This window comes from Micromonospora sp. WMMD956, from assembly GCF_029626125.1.
Lineage (GTDB): Bacteria > Actinomycetota > Actinomycetes > Mycobacteriales > Micromonosporaceae > Micromonospora > Micromonospora carbonacea.
This window is the reverse complement of the sequence record NZ_JARUBI010000005.1, coordinates 3,848,694-3,865,492: the sequence shown is the minus strand read 5'-3', so window position 1 is coordinate 3,865,492 and position 16,799 is coordinate 3,848,694. Positions and strand designations below refer to the sequence as shown.

Genomic DNA, 16,799 nt, shown 5'->3' with positions numbered 1-16,799 from the left:
GTGACACCGGACACAGCCAGCACAAAGGATTTCGCTCACGCGCGCCCTGTGACTTCAGGGCCCTGTTCTCTGGAGGAAAAGAGAACGTGAGCAGACCTCGAAACCTGGGCCGGCGCACCTCCGCCGGACTCTTCGCGTCGGTCGTGGCCGCCGGCGCCATGACCGGCCTCGGCGGTGCCGCGACCGCGAGCGCCGCCCCCGCCGCCGACCCGGAGGCTCCGCAGGCCACCGCCGTCGAGACACTGGGCGCGCACGACGCCAAGCTGCTCGCCGAGGCCGAGGCGAAGCACGCCGAGACCGTCACCCTGATCGTCGCCACCGACAAGGGCGAGGCGAAGGACGTCGCGGACGCGGTGCGGCAGCTCGGCGGCACGGTGAGCCGGCGCTTCGACTCCATCGGCTACGTCCTGGCGAAGGTGCCCACCGCGAAGGTGCTCAAGGCCGCCACGCTCCCCGGCGTCGCCGCGGTCGACCTCGACGAGACCATCCAGCTCCCCGACCCGGCCCCGGAGGCCGCGCCGGCCGGCGCGAAGGCCGCCGCGCAGGGTGGGACCCTGGCCGGGCCGGGCGTCGACACCGGCGCGGTTAACCCGTACATGCCGACCCACGAGACCGGCGCGGAGGCGTTCAAGGCCGCGCACCCGGCGTGGGACGGCCGCGGCGTCACCATCGGCATCATGGACTCCGGTGTGGACCTCGACCACCCGGCGCTCCAGACCACCACCACCGGCGAGCGCAAGATCGTGGACTGGGTGACCGCCACGGACCCGCTGGAGGACGCCACCTGGCGCGCGATGATCACCGAGGTGTCCGGCCCGAGCTTCACCGCGGGCGGCGCGACGTGGACCGCCCCGGCCGGCAGCTACCGGTTCAACACGTTCCGCGAGTCGATCACGGCGGGCAGCGATCCGGAGGGCGACGTCAACCGTGACGGCGACACCACCGACACCTTCGGCATCCTCTACGACCCCACGACCCACGACATCCGGGTCGACGCCAACGGCAACCGGGACTTCACCGACGACCCGGTGATGCGCCCGTACAAGGAGAAGTTCCAGGTCGGGCGCTTCGGCACGGACGACCCGGCCACCCCGGTCCGCGAGCAGATCCCGTTCGTCGTCGAATACCGCGAGGACGTCGACACGACGCCGGCCGGCGGCCCCGGCCTGGTCGACTACGTCAACATCGGCCTCGTCGAGTCCGCCCACGGCTCGCACGTCGCCGGCATCACCGCCGCCAACGACATGCTGGGCAACACCGCGTTCGACGGGGCGGCCCCCGGCGCGAAGCTGGTCTCGGCCCGGGCCTGTTCCTGGGGCGGCGGCTGCACCGCCGCGGCGCTCACCACCGGCATGGCCGACCTGGTGATCAACCGCAGGGTCGACGTGGTCAACATGTCGATCGGCGGACTGCCGGCGCTCAACGACGGCTCGAACGCCCGCTCCCAGCTCTACAACGAGCTGATCAACACGTACGGCGTGCAGCTGTTCATCTCGGCCGGCAACTCCGGCCCCGGGCTGAACACCGTCGGCGACCCGTCGGTGGCCGACAACGTGGTCAGCGTCGCCGCGAGCATCAGCAAGGACACCTGGCTGGCCAACTACGGCTCGGTCGTCCGCAAGGGCAACGCCCTGTTCAACTTCTCCTCGCGCGGCCCGCGTGAGGACGGCGGCTTCAAGCCGAACATCGCGGCCCCCGGCTCGGCGATCTCCACCACGCCGACCTGGCAGGCCGGCAACCCCGTCCCCGAGGCCGGCTACCCGCTGCCGCCGGGCTACCAGATGATCAACGGCACCTCGATGGCCTCCCCGCAGGCCGCCGGCGCCGCCGCGCTGCTGCTGTCGGCCGCAAAGGCGACCGACAAGGGGGTCACCCCCGCCGCGCTGCGCCGGGCCGTCTACACCTCGGCCAAGCCCATCGCGGGCGTCGCGACGTACGCGCAGGGCTACGGCATGTTCGACGTGCCGGGCGCGTGGGCGCTGCTGGACAAGGGCGTGCAGACCAGGTCGTACGTCTCCGACGCCCCCGTCTGCACCGAGCTGTCGGCCAACCTGACCCGCTACGACAAGGCCACCGGCACGTTCGTGCCGAACCCGCACCGGGGCACCGGCGTCTACAACCGCTGCGCCCTGGCCCAGGGCGGGCAGCCGCTGAAGAAGTCCAAGACGTACGAGGTGAAGGTCACCCGCACCAGCGGCCCCAACAAGAGCCTGCTGCACACCGTGACGCTGCGCGGTAACGACGGCACCTTCAGCGCGCAGAAGCAGGTGTGGCTGCCGCTGAACAAGACCCTCACCATCCCCGTGAAGGCCAAGCCGAAGACCGCCGGGGCGCACGGCGCGCTCCTGGTGATCGACGACCCGGCCACCTCGGTGGTCGACTTCGAGGTCTCCACCGTCGTGGTGGCGGGCACCGACGTGGCGAAGCCGGCGTACTCCTTCTCGGCCGAGGGCTCGGTCGAGCGGAACAGCTCCACCTCGTACTTCGTGACGGTGCCGGCGGGCGCGGGCGCGATCCAGGTCAACCTGTCCGGGATCGCCACCGGCTCGCAGACCCGGTTCATCGCGATCAACCCGTACGGCGTGCCGGTGGAGAGCACCGCGAGCACCGCCTGCTACACCAACTTCTCCGACGCCGCCGCCTGCAAGCCGCAGGAGCGGGACTACCAGAAGCCGATCGCCGGGGTCTGGGAGTTCGAGGTGGAGTCGCGGCGCACGTCGCCCGCGCTGGACAACCCGTACCAGCTCCAGGTGCGGGTGCAGGGCGTCACGGTCTCGCCGGCCGTGGTCGAGCTCCCGCCGATCACCGCCGGCGCCCCGACCCAGGTCAGCTGGAGCCTGGCCAACGCCTTCGGCCCGGTCTCGGTGACCGGGCAGGGCGGCCCGCTGGCCAGCGTGCACGCCGAGCGGCCCACGATCGCCCAGGGCGGGCGGCAGGAATACCTGGTCGAGGTGCCGGCCGGCGCGGCCAGCTTCACGGCCCGCATCGGCAACACCGCCGACCTGGGCGCCGACCTGGACCTGTACGTCTTCCGTGGCGACACCGAGGTCGGCCGCTCGGCCGACGGCGACTCGGAGGAGGCGGTGACGCTGACCAACCCGCCGGCCGGCACCTACCGCGTCCGGGTCGACGGGTACGCCGTCGACGGGCCGGGCACCAGCACCGCCTACGACTACCGGGACTCGTTCTCGGCGGCGTCGCTGGGCACGCTGACCGCTCCGGCCACCCCGCTCTCCCTGCCCAACGGGGCCACCGCCGCCCTCACCGGCACGGTGACCGCCCAGTCCGCCCCGGCCGCCGGTCGCGCCCTCTACGGCGACCTGGCCGTCACCACCACCGAGGGCGCGGTCGTCGGCCGCGGCTCGGTCTCGATCGGCGCGGTCAACTGAGCCGCGCCGCCTGACCTTCCCTCCGCCTCACCACAGGAGCCCGTCCCCGCCCCCGGCGGGGGCGGGCTCCTGCCGTCGGCCGCCGCCATACCGCCCGGGCCACCGCGCACCGGCCGCCGCCGGGCAGCCCGCGCGGCCCGCGCGGCTCGCGGGTCAGCCCCGGCGGGCGGACTCCACGACGAAGGGGATGCCCTGCTGGCAGGTGGTGAGCAGGTCGGGCTGCGCCCGGCCGGTGACCTCGACCTTGGCACCGGCGGCCAGCACGTCCGCGGGGCCGCCGACGAGCTGGTAGCCGTCCAGCAGGCGGCAGCCGGGCTCCACGCCCGCCTCGACGGTGCCGGTGAGCGTGGTGGCACCGACGCCCGGCGGGACGCTGGGGCCGCCCGGCTTCGGCGGGAGGCTCGGGCGGCCCGGGGGCGTCGAGCCGGACGGGGCGGCCGGGTCGGCCGGGTCGGCGCTGGGCGTGTCGGTCACCGCGGCTCCTCCAGAGGGGCTGGGGGCGGGGCTGCCGTCACCGGTGCCCTGGCCGCCGCAGGCGCTCAGGGCCGCGCAGGTGACCAGCGCGGCGACGATGGTCCGAGGAGTCTTCATGCCGATCAGACGCTGCCCGCCGCTGATCCGTTCCCCGGCCGCACGGCGCGGCACGGACCGGACCGGAGCGGGGCCGGGGCGGACCGGAGCGGGGCCGGGGCGGACCGGAGCGGGGCCGGGGCGGACCGGACCGGCACGGGCGGTCAGGCGCGGGCCGCGGCGGCGGCCTTCATGTCGCGCTTGAGCTCCTGCGGCAGCGAGAAGGTCAGCCGCTCGTTGGCGGTGACCACCTCGTCGACGTCGGTGAAGCCCCGCGCCGCGAGGTGCGCCAGGACCTCTTGGACCAGCTCGTCGGGGACGCTGGCCCCGGAGGTCAGGCCCACCGTGCGGGCCCCCTCCAGCCAGGCGTCGTCGATCTCGTGGGCGAAGTCGACGAGGTGGCCGGCGCGGGCCCCGGCGTCCAGGGCGACCTCGACCAGCCGGACCGAGTTCGAGGAGTTGCGCGAGCCGACGACGAGCACCACGTCGCAGTCGGGGGCGATCTCCTTGACCACGTGCTGCCGGTTGGAGGTGGCGTAGCAGATGTCGTCGCTGGGCGGCGACTGGAGCAGCGGCAGCCGGGACTTGAGCCGGGCCACGGTCTCCAGCGTCTCGTCGACCGACAGCGTCGTCTGGGAGAGCCACACCACCTTGCTCGGGTCCCGCACGGTGACCTTGTCGGCGTCGTCCGGGCCGTCGACGAGCTGGATGTGCGCGGGGGCCTCACCGGCGGTGCCGATGACCTCCTCGTGCCCCTCGTGGCCGATCAACAGGATGTCGTAGTCCTCCGCGGCGAACCGCTTGGCCTCCTGGTGCACCTTCGTCACCAGCGGGCAGGTGGCGTCGATGGCCTTCAGCGAGCGCGCCCGCGCCTGCTCGTAGACCTCCGGGGCGACGCCGTGGGCGGAGAAGATCACGGTGGCCCCCTCGGGCACCTCCTCGTTCTCCTCCACGAAGATCGCGCCCTTGGCCTCCAGGGTCTGCACCACGTGCTTGTTGTGCACGATCTGCTTGCGCACGTAGATCGGGGCGCCGTAGAGCTTGAGCGCCTCCTCGACGGTCTGCACCGCCCGGTCGACGCCCGCGCAGTAGCCGCGGGGCTTGGCCAGGAGCACGCGCTTGCCGGTCCGGGGAGTCGTCTCAGCCTGAGTCACCCGCCCATCGTACGTGCCGGGTCCGCCCCACCCCGGATGATCATGGGGTACGCGGACCGCCCGGCCGTCGGGGGTAGTCCGTAGGGTGGGGGCGTGAGTGCGGATGAGAGCGGGCGCAGCAGCTCCGACGAGCCGTGGCCGGTGCGGGTCGTCAGCCAGAAGGTCGGCGCGTGGATCGCCCGGCTCGGCTGGGTGTGGGTCGACGGGCAGGTGGCGCAGATCAGCCGGCGGCCCGGGGCCAGCACGGTCTTCCTCACCCTGCGCGACCCGTCGGCCGACCTGAGCCTCACGGTCACCACCAACCGGGACGTCCTCGACGCCGGGGCCCCCGAGCTGCGCGAGGGCGCGCGGGTGGTGCTGCACGCCAAGCCCGAGTTCTACGCCGCCCGGGGCACGCTGAGCCTGCGCGCCGACGAGATCCGCCAGGTGGGCCTCGGCGAGCTGCTGGCCCGGCTGGAGAAGCTCAAGAAGCTGCTGGCCGCCGAGGGGCTGTTCGACCGGGCCCGCAAGCGCCGGCTGCCGTTCCTGCCGGGCCGGATCGGGCTGATCACCGGCCGCGCCTCGGCCGCCGAGCGGGACGTGCTGACCAATGCCCAACGGCGCTGGCCGGCGGTCGAGTTCCGCACGGTCAACGTGGCCGTGCAGGGGCCGGGCGCGGTGCCGCAGATCGTCGACGCGCTGAAGGTCCTCGACGCCGACCCGGCCGTCGACGTGATCGTCATCGCCCGGGGCGGCGGCGGCATCGAGGACCTGCTGCCGTTCTCCGACGAGGCGCTGTGCCGGGCGGTCTTCGCCTGCCGCACCCCCGTGGTCAGCGCCATCGGCCACGAGACGGACGCGCCGCTGGTCGACTACGTCGCCGACGTGCGGGCCTCCACCCCGACGGACGCCGCGAAGCGGATCGTGCCCGACCTGGCCGAGGAGCTGCGCCTGATCCGGCAGGCCCGGCAGCGGGTGGAGCGCGCGGTCCGCAACCTGGTCGACCGGGAGGCGCACCGCCTCGACGGGCTGCGGTCCCGCCCGGTGCTGGCCCGGCCGCAGGTGATGGTGGAGCAGCGGGCCGCCGACGTGACCGCGCTGCGCCAGCGGGCGGGGCGCACCCTGCACCACCGGCTCGGCGCGGCCCAGGACGAGCTGCGGCACACCCTGGCCCGGCTGCGCGCCCTGTCCCCCGCCGCGACCCTGGAGCGGGGCTACGCGATCGTCCAGCGCGCCGACGGCCACGTGGTGCGGTCGGCCGGCGAGGTGAGCCGAGGCGACGCGCTGCGCGTCCGCCTCGCCGAGGGCGCGCTGGCCGCCACGGTCGACGGCTGAGCCGCGCGCGACCGCGGGGCGGGATGTGCTGGGATGGGACGGATGACTGACGACGAGAAGAACGCCGGGCCGGACGAGCGGCTCAGCTACGAGCAGGCCCGCGCCGAGCTGGCCACGGTGGTGGAGCGGCTGGAGACGGGCGGCACCTCGCTGGAGGAGTCGCTGGCGCTGTGGGAGCGCGGCGAGAAGCTGGCCGAGGTCTGCCAGCGCTGGCTCGACGGCGCGCGGGCCCGCATCGACGCGGCCCGGCGGCAGCCGGACGCCTGACGCCGGCAGGGCGGCCGAGGAGACTCGGCGGCCGCGGGGCACGGCAGCCGGCCAGGGGCTCGACAGCCGCACGGCTGGCGGCAGGGGCACGGCTGCGGGGCGGCGCACCGCCGCCCCGACAGGCACGCGCCGGCGTCAGTTGAACAGGTTGTACAGCTCGCTCGGGGCCTCGACGACCTGGTCGGCCGGCGGGCGCTGGGCGGCCGTGGCCGCGCCGTAGTCGGCGTACGTGATCCGGATGTCCTGGGCCTTGTTCTGCCCCGCCGCCGGGATCTGCACGACCAGCTCGCTGAGCCGGCCCTGCGGGTCCAGCTTGGCGGTGAACGGCACGGACTGGGCCTGCTGCCCGAGCGCCTTGATCAGCTCGGCGTTCAGCGAGCCGGCCTCGGCGGCCTTCGACACGTCGATGGTGCCCGCGTATGCGCCGTCGCCGGTCTGCCGCACCTCGGTGACGCCCTGGGTCAGCACCTCGCTGCCGGCCGGGTCGACCTTCTCGAAGTCGAAGCCCAGGTTGCGGTTGCCCTTGATCCGGCTCTGGTCGAGGTGCTGGTACTTGCCGAGGTTGAGGCCCTGCACGCCGGGCAGCTTGGCCGCCTGGCCGCCGAGGTCGAGCTTGACCCAGCTGTCCGGCTTGAGGTGCACCAGGTCGAGCTTCATCGAGACGTCCGAGGAGGCGTCGCCGATGCTCAGCTTGATCTGGGCGCTCTGGCTGGGCTGGTGCACCTGACCCTCGGCGGTGGTGCCGACGCCGGTCATGGTGAACCGGAAGTTGCCGTTGCGGATCTCGTTCGTGGAGTTCAGCAGGGCCTGCTTGGCGTCGGCCGTGCCGGGCGAGGCGCTGCCGGGGGCCGCGCTGCCGGAGACCGTGGGGGACGCGGAGGCCCCCGCCTCGCCGGTCCCGGTGCTGTCGCAGGCCGCCAGACCAGGAGTGAGCAGCGTCGCGGCGAAGACCGCCGCGCTGAAGCGTCGAATGGTCACGTGCACCTCTCCAAGTGGGTCGTCCGGTCCGCGTGGGCGCCGGAAGGGAACGTCTGCTTCTGTTCCCTTCCTGTTCCCTGTCGCCGGGTTCCGCAATCCCCGCCCGGTCCGGCCGACCCGCCGTCCGTCGGTGGGGACGGCGGATGCCGCCCCCACCGCGCCGGATCAGCCCTTGAACATCTCGTAGACGTCGTCGGAGGCCTCGACCACCAGGTTCGCCGGCGGCTGCGGCACGGCGGTGGCGGCACCGTAGTCGGCGTACGTGACCTTCAGGTCCTGCGCCTTGGCGGAGCCGGTGGCCGGCACCTTGACGAGGAACTCGACGAGCCGGCCCTGCGCGTCGAGCTTCGCGGTGAACGGCACGGCGCCGGCCTTGTCCGCCAGGCCCTTGACGATGTCGGCGTCGAGCACGTCCGAGTCGGTGACCTTGGTCGCGTCGAGGGTGCCCTCGTACGTGCCCTCGCCCGTCTTCCTCACGTCGGTGACCGCCTTGGTCAGCGCCTCGCTGCCGGCCGGGTCGACGTCGGAGAAGTCGAACTGGAGGTCCTTGGCGTCCTTGATCTTCGAGCGGTCGAGGTGCTGGTACTTGCCCTTGCGCTCCTTCGCGCCGGGGATCGCGTCGACCATCGGGCCCGCCAGGTCCAGCTTCACCCAGCTCTCGGTGTCGATGAAGACGAGGTGCATGTCCATCGAGAAGTCCTCGGTGGCGGCGTCGCCCCCGGTCATCTTCATCTCGGCGCTCTTCGACGGCATGTGCACCGTGCCGCTGCCGTCGAACTCGCCGCCGCTGATGGCGAAGGTGAAGTTGCCCTTGCTCAGCTCCCTGGTGGAGGCGAGCAGCGCCTCCTTGGGGTCGGCGGGCGCGACCGGGGCGGCGGCCCCACCGGCGGCCGGCTCGGCGGCCGGCGAGTTGTTGCAGGCGGTCAGGCCGGGACGAAAAGGGCGGCGGCGAGGACGCCGGCGCTCCACCGTCGAATGATCACGTCGTTCTCTTTCCGGAAAGGCTGCCCGGCCGTATCGCGCGGCCGGGGTCGAGCCGGGGCAGCCTAACGGAAAGGTCGGACGCCCGCCGTCCCCCGCCGGCCCCGGCCCGCCGCCCCGATCGAATCACTTTGCGTGACAACCGCCTAGTCATCCAGGGCGAGCGGTCAAGCTGACTCCCCGTAGCGCCCCGCCGCCTCACCAGACACAACCCGCCCCCTTTGCTCTGCACCCACGCAAGCATCACGTCTACGAGCTGGACAAACGTGCGGCGGCCGGAGCGAACGAGACGGCACCCGCGTCGCGCTGCGTAACCGTTGCGTATTGAGGTGCAGAGCAAAGGGATACGCGGGTCAGGTAGGTCGCCGGGCGGCGAGAACCACTCTGCGCGACGCGGGCTCGTCGGTGGCGCGGACCAGGTCGAGCCCGGAGCGCCGCTGCCGTGGACCGAACGGCACGGCAGCACAGCACGGCAGGCCAAGAGGGCCCCGCGCGCCGCGGACGGGCGCAGGGCCGCGTGACGCGACACGGCGCGGGGCCGCGGGACACGGTGTGGCGCGGTGCCGTACCGCTGGCTAGCTCACCGAGTCGGCGAGCCGGCGCAGCTCGTTCTCCCGGGCGTCCCCGACGACGATCACCGTGCGGCCCGGTTCGAGCAGCACCAGGGCCTGCTCGTTGCCCCGGGCGGTGTAGCGCTGCCAGTTGCGCCCGCCCACCTCGGTCGGGCCCTGGGGTTGCCCCTCGGCCGTCAGCTCCGCCGGCAGCAGCCGCTCCGGCGGCACGTTGCTCTGCACCAGCTGGGCGCCCCGCCCCTCCGGGGTCAGGTAACCGATCCGCAGGTTCGACCCGCCCTCCACCGTGCGGTAGCTCGCGCTGACCGTCCGCCAGTCGTCGTCGAGCCCGGCCGGCTGGCTCACCGGGAACGCGTTGGCCGCCCGGGCCTGCTCCACGGCGGGGGCCGGGTCGACGGTGCTCGGCTGGTCGCCGCCGAGGAAGCCCCGGTAGAAGGCGAGCAGCAGGGCGATCGGGACGAGCAGGACCAGCAGGGAGATCGCCATGTCCTTCGGCGACCGCTCCGACCGGGCCTTCTCCCGACCGGGCGGGCCCGGTGTCGGCTGGCTCTGCGTCGCCGGGCCCGGTGTCGGCTCGCTCTGCGTCGGCTGGCTCGGCGTCGACGGCGTCGGCTCGGCGGGGCTGGGCTCGGCGGGCTGGGCGGGATCCACCCGGCCATTGTTCCAGCCCCGGGTCGCTCCGCCGCGAACCGCCACCGCGGGAGTGACCGGGGTGATACGTCCCACGCCCGGTTGCCGGGAAGGTGGCCACCAGCGCCCCGGCCCGGCGATAGGTTGATCAGCGTGTGAGGATCAGCGGCAGAGCCGGCGGCGGCGACGGCCGCAGGCCGCCGGTCCACCCCGCAACGTCGCGAGGAGGAGGCCGTCATGACGAGCACGAGGACGCGTACCCCCCAGGATCTCGACCGCAACCTCGCCCTCGACCTGGTCCGGGTCACCGAGGCGGCGGCGATGGCCGCCGGCCGGTGGGTCGGGCGGGGTGACAAGGAGGGCGGCGACGGGGCGGCCGTCGACGCCATGCGCAAGCTGATCAACTCGATCCCGATGCGGGGCGTCGTGGTGATCGGCGAGGGCGAGAAGGACAACGCGCCGATGCTCTTCAACGGCGAGGAGGTCGGCGACGGCACGGGCCCCGAGGTCGACGTCGCGGTCGACCCGATCGACGGCACCACCCTGATGAGCAAGGGCATGCCCAACGCGCTCGCCGTCCTCGCGGTGGCCGAGCGGGGGGCGATGTTCGACCCGAGCGCCGTGTTCTACATGGAGAAGCTGGCCGTCGGCCAGGAGTACGCCGACGTGGTCGACATCAACGCCGGGGTGGCCGAGAACCTGCGCCGGATCGCCAAGGTCAAGGGCACCGACGTGTCCGAGGTCACCGTCTGCGTGCTGGACCGGTCCCGCCACGACGACCTGGTCACCCAGATCCGCCGCACGGGGGCGGGCATCCGGTTCATCTCCGACGGCGACATCGCGGGCGCGATCGCCGCCGCCCGGGGCGAGTCGGACGTCGACGTGCTCATGGGCATCGGCGGCACCCCGGAGGGGATCACCGCCGCCTGCGCCCTCAAGTGCATGGGCGGCGTCATGCAGGCCAAGCTCTGGCCGCGCGACGCGCAGGAGCGGGAGAAGGCCCTCGCCGCCGGGCACGACCTGGACCGCGTGCTGTTCACCGACGACCTGGTCACCGGCGACAACTGCTTCTTCGTGGCGACCGGGGTCACCTCCGGCGACCTGCTGCGGGGCGTGAGCTACCGGGCCGGCGGGGCGTACACCCAGTCGATCGTCATGCGCTCGAAGAGCGGCACGATCCGGGTGATCGACTCGTACCACCGGCTGGAAAAGCTGGCGCTGTACTCGGCCGTCGACTTCGACGGCCGCCCGCTCGCCGAGCAGGAGTGACGGCCACCGGGACCGCGTCCCCGCCGACCCTGCCGACCGCCCGCCGGATCACGGGCGTCGGGTTGGCCACCGCTTCCGGGGTCGCCGTCGCCGTGCAGTCCCGGATCAACGGCGAGCTGGGCGTACGCCTGGCCGACGGGATCGCCGCCGCCGTGCTCTCGTTCGGCGTGGGCCTGCTGGTGCTGCTGGTGCTGGTGCCGGCCACCCCCGCCGGGCGGCGGGGCCTGGTCGCGCTGCGGGCGGGCCTGGTCGGCGGTGCGCTGCGGCCGTGGCAGTGCCTCGGCGGCGCGTGCGGGGCGCTCTTCGTGGCCGCCCAGGGGCTGACCGTCGGCGCGCTCGGCGTGGCGGTGTTCACCGTGGCGGCGGTCGCCGGGCAGTCCGGCAGCAGCCTGCTGGTCGACCGGGCCGGGCTCGGCCCCGCCGGCCGGCAGCCGGTCACCCCGAACCGCCTGGTGGGCGCGGCGCTGACCGTGCTGGCCGTGGTGCTGGCCGTCGGCGGCCGGCTCGGCGACCCGGGCACGCTGGGCCTGGCGCTGCTGCCGCTGCTGGCCGGGGTGGGCGTCGCCTGGCAGCAGGCGATGAACGGCCGGGTCCGGGCAACCACCGGCAGCGCCCTGGCCGCGACGCTCGTCAACTTCGCCGTCGGTACCGCGGTGCTGCTCGCCGCGTTCGTGGTGGAGGTGGCCGTCCGGGGCCTGCCGGGCGGCGGCCTCCCGGCCGAGCCGTGGCTCTATCTGGGCGGCCCGGTCGGCATCGTCTTCATCGCGGTGGCCGCCGCCGTCGTGCGGTTCACCGGGGTGCTGCTGCTCGGCCTGGCCACCATCGCCGGGCAGGTCGTCGGGGCCGCCCTGCTGGACGTGGCGCTGCCGACCACGGCGTCGCACCCGGGGGTGCACACGCTGCTGGGGGCCGCGCTCACCCTGTTCGCCGCGCTGCTGGCCGCCCTCGGGCCTCCGGCCCGCCGGTAAGGAAGGGCCCCCTGTTAACGCCTACGGTAGAGAAGGTCACCCTTCTCACCGCAGCTCCCCGCCGCCGCAGCGATCCGGTCAGCGCAGCGGACGACGGGGGGCGGAGGTGGGGGCGGCGCGTAGGGCGGCGACGGTCTGCGCGAGAGCGCTGCCCAGCGGGGTCGGCTCGATGCCGAGCGTGGCGGTGGCCGCGGTCGAGTCCATCAGGAAGGGCCGGTCGAACTGGTACGCCGTCTCCCGCAACTCCCGCACGAACGGGTTGACCAGCCCGCCCAGCCACAGCGCCGGGTACGGCAGCCGGGTGAGCCTGGGGGCGGGGGCGTCGGCCAGGGCGGCGGCCCGCGCGGCCAGCTCACGCGCGGAGACGGCGGGCGGGCTGGGCACGTGCCAGGCCCGTCCCCAGGCGCGCTCGACGGCGGCGGCCCGCACGAGGGTGCGCGCGACGTCGTCGACGTACGTCCAGGTGTGCGGGGCGTCGAAGTCGACGGGCAGCACCACCCGGCGTCCGTCGAGCACCCGGGGCAGCAGCATCATCGGCACCGACAGCGCGCCGACGCCGAGGTAGTCGGAGCCGCGCACCTCGGTCACCCGGACCCGCCCCGCCCGGTGGGCGGCGACCGCCTCGGCCCACATCCGGTTGCGGACCTGCCCCTTCGTGCCGCCCGCCGCCGTCGGGGTGTCCTCGGTCATCGGCCCGTCGACCGGCCCGTACCCGTAGAGGTTGCCGACCGTGGCGAGCACGGCCCCGGCGCGCCCGGCGGCGGTGAGCAGCGCGGCGGCCAGCGGCGGCCAGTCCGTCGCCCAGCGGTGGTAGGCCGGGTTGGCGCAGTTGTAGAGGGCGACCGCGCCGTCGGTGAGCGCGGCGAGCCGGTCCGGGTCGGCGGCGTCGGCCGCGACCCGCTCGACGGCCGGGTGCTCCGGGCCGGTGCCGCGCCGGGTGACCACCCGGACCCGCTCGCCGGCGGCCGCGAGGAGGTGGGCGGTGGCGGTGCCGACGGGTCCGGCGCCGACGATCACATGCAGTGGCATCACAGGTCACCCTTCGAATCAGGGGTACGAAACGAGAGCATCGCTCTCGATCTGCTGCACCCCAGCATGGCCGTCGGGCACCCGCGCGTCAAGAGCATCGCTCTCTAAATTGATCCGCGCTCTCCCACGTGGCAGAGTGAGGGCATGCCCGCCCCCTCGATCCGCGCCCGCGTACGCGCCGAGATGCTCGACGAGATCAAGGCCGTCGCCCGCCGCCACCTCGCCACCGACGGCGGCAACCTCAGCCTGCGCGCGGTCGCCCGGGACATGGGCATGGTCTCCTCGGCCCTCTACCGATACTTCCCGAGCCGCGACGACCTGCTCACCGCGCTGATCATCGAGGCGTACGACGCGCTGGGAGCGGCCGTGGAGGCGGCCGACGCGGGCGCGGACCGGCTCGACCCGCGCGGGCGCTGGCACGCCGCCTGCCGGGCGGCCCGGGGCTGGGCCCTGGCCCACCCCGCCGAGTACGCCCTGCTCTACGGCAGCCCGGTGCCCGGATACGCCGCGCCGGACGACACGCTCGGGCCGGCGATGCGCCCGCCGGCAGTGCTGCTCGGCATCGTCCGCGACGGGCTGGCCGCCGGCCGCATCGCCGCCCCCGACCCCGGCGAGCTGCCCGAGCCGCTGCGGGCGGACCTCGCGGAGATCGCCGCCGCCCTCGCCCCGGGGCTGCCCGAGGCGCTGCTCGCCCGCTGCCTGGCCGGCTGGACGCAGCTCTTCGGGCTGATCAGCTTCGAGCTGTTCGGCCGGATCGACCGCACCCTGCCGCACCGCGCCGAGTATTTCGCGCACCAGACCGACCTGCTGGCCGACCTCATCGGCCTGCCCCGCTGACCGGGGCGCGGTCAGGGCGCGTCGGAGGAGTGGCCCGGGAAGAGGTGGGCGGACGGGTCGATGGCGACGGCGGCGTTGTTGACCGCCGTGGCGGCCTCCCCGAAGCCCGTGGCGATGAGCCGCACCTTGCCCGGGTATTCGGTGATGTCCCCGGCGGCGAAGACCCGGGGCAGGTTCGTGGCCATCGCGCTGTCCACCAGGATGTGCCGGCGGTCCAGCCGCAGCCCCCACTCGGCGATCGGGCCGAGGTCGGCGGTGAATCCGAGGGCGGCCACCACCGTGTCCACGGGCAGCGTCTCGGGCGGTGCGCCCTTCACGGTGATCTCCGCGGCGGTCACCGCGCTGTCGCCGTGCAGCCGGGTGACCTCGGCGTTGACGACGATCCGCACGGCCGACCGCTGCACCCGGGCGACGGTGGCGGCGTGGGCGCGGAACCGCTCCCGCCGGTGCACCAGGGTCACCGAGCGGGCCAGCGGCTCCAGCGCCAGCGCCCAGTCGAACGCGGAGTCGCCCCCGCCGACGATCAGCACGTCCCGGTCGGCGAGCGCGGCCGGCTCCGGCACGAAGTAGACGATCCCGGAGCCGGTGAAGCTGTCGGCGACCGGCAGCGGGCGCGGGGTGAAGCTGCCCAGGCCGCCGGTGACGACCACCGCCCCGCAGGTGAGCTGCTCGCCACCGGCGAGGCCGAGCACCGGCCGGCCGTCGGTGTGCGACAGCTTCTCGGCCCGGGTGCCGAGCAGGTATCTCGGCTGGAACGGCGCGGCCTGGGCGACCAGGTTGGCCACCAGGTCCCGCCCCTTGACGGCCGGGAACCCGGCCACGTCGAGGATCAGCTTCTCCGGGTACATCGCGGTGATCTGGCCACCGGCCTCGGGCAACGCGTCGACCACGGCGACGGAGAGCCCCCGGAACCCGGCGTAGTACGCGGCGAAGAGCCCCGTCGGGCCCGCACCGATCACTGCGACATCGACCTCGGGCATGGCGTACCGTCGCTTTCCGCTCACGGATCAACGCGTGCTGAAGCCGACGGTAGGCGCGCGCCGGGTCCGGATCAAGCACCGTCCCACGTCGAACACGGGCCGGGCGCGGCCCGGCGGCGGGTGAGCGCGGCCCGGCGGACGGCCCGGCGTGCGGGTGAGAAGGGTGCCCTTCTCTACCGCAGGCGTTAACAGGGGGCCCTTCCTTACGCCCGCAGGGGCGGGGTGTCCAGGTCGTACGGGTCGTCCTCGGCCCGGCGTCGCCGGAACAGGATCGCGGCGACCACGCCGCCGACCAGCCCGAACAGGTGGCCCTGCCAGGAGATCTGCTCGTCGGTGGGGAGGATCCCGAGCAGCTGCCAGCCGTAGAGCAGGCCGACCAGCAGCACGACGGCGAAGTTCCACCAGCTCCGCTCGACCACGCCCCGGGTGAGCAGGACGCCCAGGTAGCCGAAGATGACGCCGCTGGCCCCGACCACGACCGAGTTGGGTGAGCCGGTGAACCACACACCCAGCCCGCTGACCAGCACGATGACGAGGGTGGACCACATGAACCGGCGGAATCCCGCGGCGAGCACGAAGGTGCCGAGCAGGATCAGCGGCACGCTGTTGCTGTAGAGGTGGTTGAAGTCGGCGTGCAGGAACGGCGAGAAGAGCACCCCGTCGAGCCCGTCGATGTGCCGCGGGATGATGCCGCCGGCCAGGTCGAGGTCGATGCCGAGACCGGCGTCGAGGGCCTCGACCAGGAAGAGCACCGGCACGACGGCGCACATGGCGACGAAGGCGCGGCCGATCGAGGCGTAGAAGGCCTCGGTGCCGAAGCGTCGCGGGTCGCCGCCCGGGGGGCCGTCGTGCAGGGTCATGCCCAAACAGCTATCAGCATTCCCGCCCGACCGCCACCCGGGCGGCGGGACCGTCGGGAAACGACGACGGCGGGGTGGGCGCCGGGGAGGCGCCCGCCCCGCCGTCGCGGTGCGCGGTCGAGCGGTGCTCAGCGGATCAGTACCAGCCCTCGCTCTGCGACTGGCTCCACGCCGAGCACGGCGAGCTGTAGCGGCCCTTGATGTAGCCGAGGCCCCACTTGATCTGGGTGGCCGGGTTGGTCTCCCAGTCGTCGCCGACCGAGGCCATCTTGCTGCCCGGCACCGCCTGCGGGATGCCGTGCGCGCCGGACGAGGAGTTGTGCGCCCTGGGGTTCCAGCCGCTCTCCTTGGTCCAGAGCTTGTCCAGGCACGGGAACTGGTCGATGCCGAAGCCGGCGTCGATCATCAGCGCGCAGCCGATCTTCCGGTTGCCGCCGTACTCGTTGCACGAGGCGGGGATCGGGCCGTCGTACGGCTTGCTCGCCTTGGCCTCCGCCTTCTCGGCGGCCTTCTTCGCCGCGGCCTCGCGCTCGCGCTTGCGGGACGCCGCCTCGGCCTCGCGGGCCCGGTCGGCGGCCTCCTTGGCCGCCGCGGCGGCCCGCTTCTCGGCCTGGTACTCGGCGGCCCGCTTCTCGGCGGAGACGATCCGGTGCTGGGCCTGCCGCTCGCGCTGGTAGTCGAACTCGGCCTGGTCCACCTGGAGGCCGACCTGCGCGGTCAGGCCCTGTTGCTGGGTTTCCCGGTCTTCGCCCAGATAGAAGCCGCCGGCAACGCCCACGGAGAGCAGCGCGACGGCGGCGGTACGGGCGCCGAACCGGCTCCACAGCCGACTCACGAAGTGGTCCCTTCGTCGGGGGCAAGGACACGGCGCGACCCTGGCCCGAGGAGGGACCCGGCCCGCGCCGTGAGCGCCCCGACCCTGCCGGTCGCAGCCGACGCACTCACCCGGGCCGCTCACCGCCGTCGGGTGCCCGACGGGAACGGATGATCTTGGCGGTGCG

The 16,799-nt window shown here is 74.0% G+C and carries 15 protein-coding genes; 6 read left to right on the top strand and 9 right to left on the bottom strand.

Annotated features, from left to right (window positions below; all coding sequences use genetic code 11):
• The first annotated feature begins 86 nt into the window (after positions 1 to 86).
• Entirely contained in the window at positions 87 to 3,389 is a 3,303-nt protein-coding gene (locus tag O7628_RS17815; RefSeq protein WP_278132057.1) for a S8 family serine peptidase, read from the top strand.
• A gap of 153 nt (positions 3,390 to 3,542) precedes the next feature.
• Here O7628_RS17815 and O7628_RS17810 read toward each other — a convergent pair whose 3' ends face one another.
• Both O7628_RS17810 and O7628_RS17805 read right to left on the bottom strand, forming a co-directional pair.
• Entirely contained in the window at positions 3,543 to 3,980 is a 438-nt protein-coding gene (locus O7628_RS17810; RefSeq protein WP_278132055.1) for a hypothetical protein, read from the bottom strand.
• 143 nt (positions 3,981 to 4,123) lie between these two features.
• A complete protein-coding gene (locus O7628_RS17805; protein ID WP_178063388.1) occupies positions 4,124 to 5,113 on the bottom strand; it encodes a 4-hydroxy-3-methylbut-2-enyl diphosphate reductase in 990 nt (329 codons plus the stop codon).
• 93 nt (positions 5,114 to 5,206) lie between these two features.
• On the opposite strand from O7628_RS17805, the gene xseA reads away from it, so the two are divergent.
• Positions 5,207 to 6,427 carry an exodeoxyribonuclease VII large subunit gene (gene xseA, locus O7628_RS17800; RefSeq protein ID WP_278132053.1) on the top strand — a complete coding sequence of 407 codons (1,221 nt, stop codon included), beginning with the start codon at positions 5,207 to 5,209 and terminating at the stop codon, positions 6,425 to 6,427.
• A gap of 42 nt (positions 6,428 to 6,469) precedes the next feature.
• Complete coding sequence (locus O7628_RS17795) at positions 6,470 to 6,694, top strand: exodeoxyribonuclease VII small subunit (RefSeq protein WP_178063387.1); 225 nt, start codon at positions 6,470 to 6,472, stop codon at positions 6,692 to 6,694.
• A gap of 135 nt (positions 6,695 to 6,829) precedes the next feature.
• Here the strand turns inward: O7628_RS17795 and O7628_RS17790 are convergent, their stop codons facing one another.
• The 3 genes from O7628_RS17790 to O7628_RS17780 all read right to left on the bottom strand — a co-directional run bounded on the left by O7628_RS17790 (position 6,830) and on the right by O7628_RS17780 (position 9,876).
• Complete coding sequence (locus O7628_RS17790; protein ID WP_278132050.1) at positions 6,830 to 7,672, bottom strand: hypothetical protein; 843 nt, start codon at positions 7,670 to 7,672, stop codon at positions 6,830 to 6,832.
• A gap of 165 nt (positions 7,673 to 7,837) precedes the next feature.
• Positions 7,838 to 8,641, bottom strand: a complete 804-nt coding sequence (locus O7628_RS17785; protein WP_278132048.1) for a hypothetical protein — start codon at positions 8,639 to 8,641, stop codon at positions 7,838 to 7,840.
• A 587-nt stretch (positions 8,642 to 9,228) separates the two neighbouring features.
• Entirely contained in the window at positions 9,229 to 9,876 is a 648-nt protein-coding gene (locus O7628_RS17780) for a DUF4245 family protein (protein ID WP_278132046.1), read from the bottom strand.
• A gap of 216 nt (positions 9,877 to 10,092) precedes the next feature.
• Between O7628_RS17780 and glpX the strand changes: the two genes are divergently transcribed.
• A complete protein-coding gene (glpX, locus tag O7628_RS17775) occupies positions 10,093 to 11,124 on the top strand; it encodes a class II fructose-bisphosphatase (RefSeq protein WP_043961901.1) in 1,032 nt (343 codons plus the stop codon).
• The gene (locus O7628_RS17770; protein ID WP_278132042.1) at positions 11,121 to 12,092 is read left to right on the top strand and encodes a DMT family transporter; all 972 of its coding nucleotides are present in this window, start codon (positions 11,121 to 11,123) and stop codon (positions 12,090 to 12,092) included. Before glpX ends, O7628_RS17770 begins: the two co-directional genes overlap by 4 nt.
• A 78-nt stretch (positions 12,093 to 12,170) precedes the next feature.
• Here O7628_RS17770 and O7628_RS17765 read toward each other — a convergent pair whose 3' ends face one another.
• Entirely contained in the window at positions 12,171 to 13,121 is a 951-nt protein-coding gene (locus O7628_RS17765) for an NAD-dependent epimerase/dehydratase family protein (protein ID WP_278132040.1), read from the bottom strand.
• Positions 13,122 to 13,265: 144 nt separating this feature from the next.
• Between O7628_RS17765 and O7628_RS17760 the strand changes: the two genes are divergently transcribed.
• Positions 13,266 to 13,958, top strand: coding sequence for a TetR/AcrR family transcriptional regulator (locus O7628_RS17760; RefSeq protein ID WP_278132039.1), 693 nt, complete (start codon positions 13,266 to 13,268; stop codon positions 13,956 to 13,958).
• A gap of 11 nt (positions 13,959 to 13,969) precedes the next feature.
• Here O7628_RS17760 and O7628_RS17755 read toward each other — a convergent pair whose 3' ends face one another.
• The 3 genes from O7628_RS17755 to O7628_RS17745 form a co-directional block, all read right to left on the bottom strand.
• A complete protein-coding gene (locus O7628_RS17755; RefSeq protein ID WP_074476692.1) occupies positions 13,970 to 14,938 on the bottom strand; it encodes an NAD(P)/FAD-dependent oxidoreductase in 969 nt (322 codons plus the stop codon).
• Between the two features lie 203 nt (positions 14,939 to 15,141).
• Complete coding sequence (locus O7628_RS17750) at positions 15,142 to 15,798, bottom strand: rhomboid family intramembrane serine protease (protein ID WP_178063381.1); 657 nt, start codon at positions 15,796 to 15,798, stop codon at positions 15,142 to 15,144.
• 136 nt (positions 15,799 to 15,934) lie between these two features.
• A complete protein-coding gene (locus tag O7628_RS17745) occupies positions 15,935 to 16,633 on the bottom strand; it encodes a lytic transglycosylase domain-containing protein (protein ID WP_278132037.1) in 699 nt (232 codons plus the stop codon).
• Positions 16,634 to 16,799: the final 166 nt, after the last annotated feature.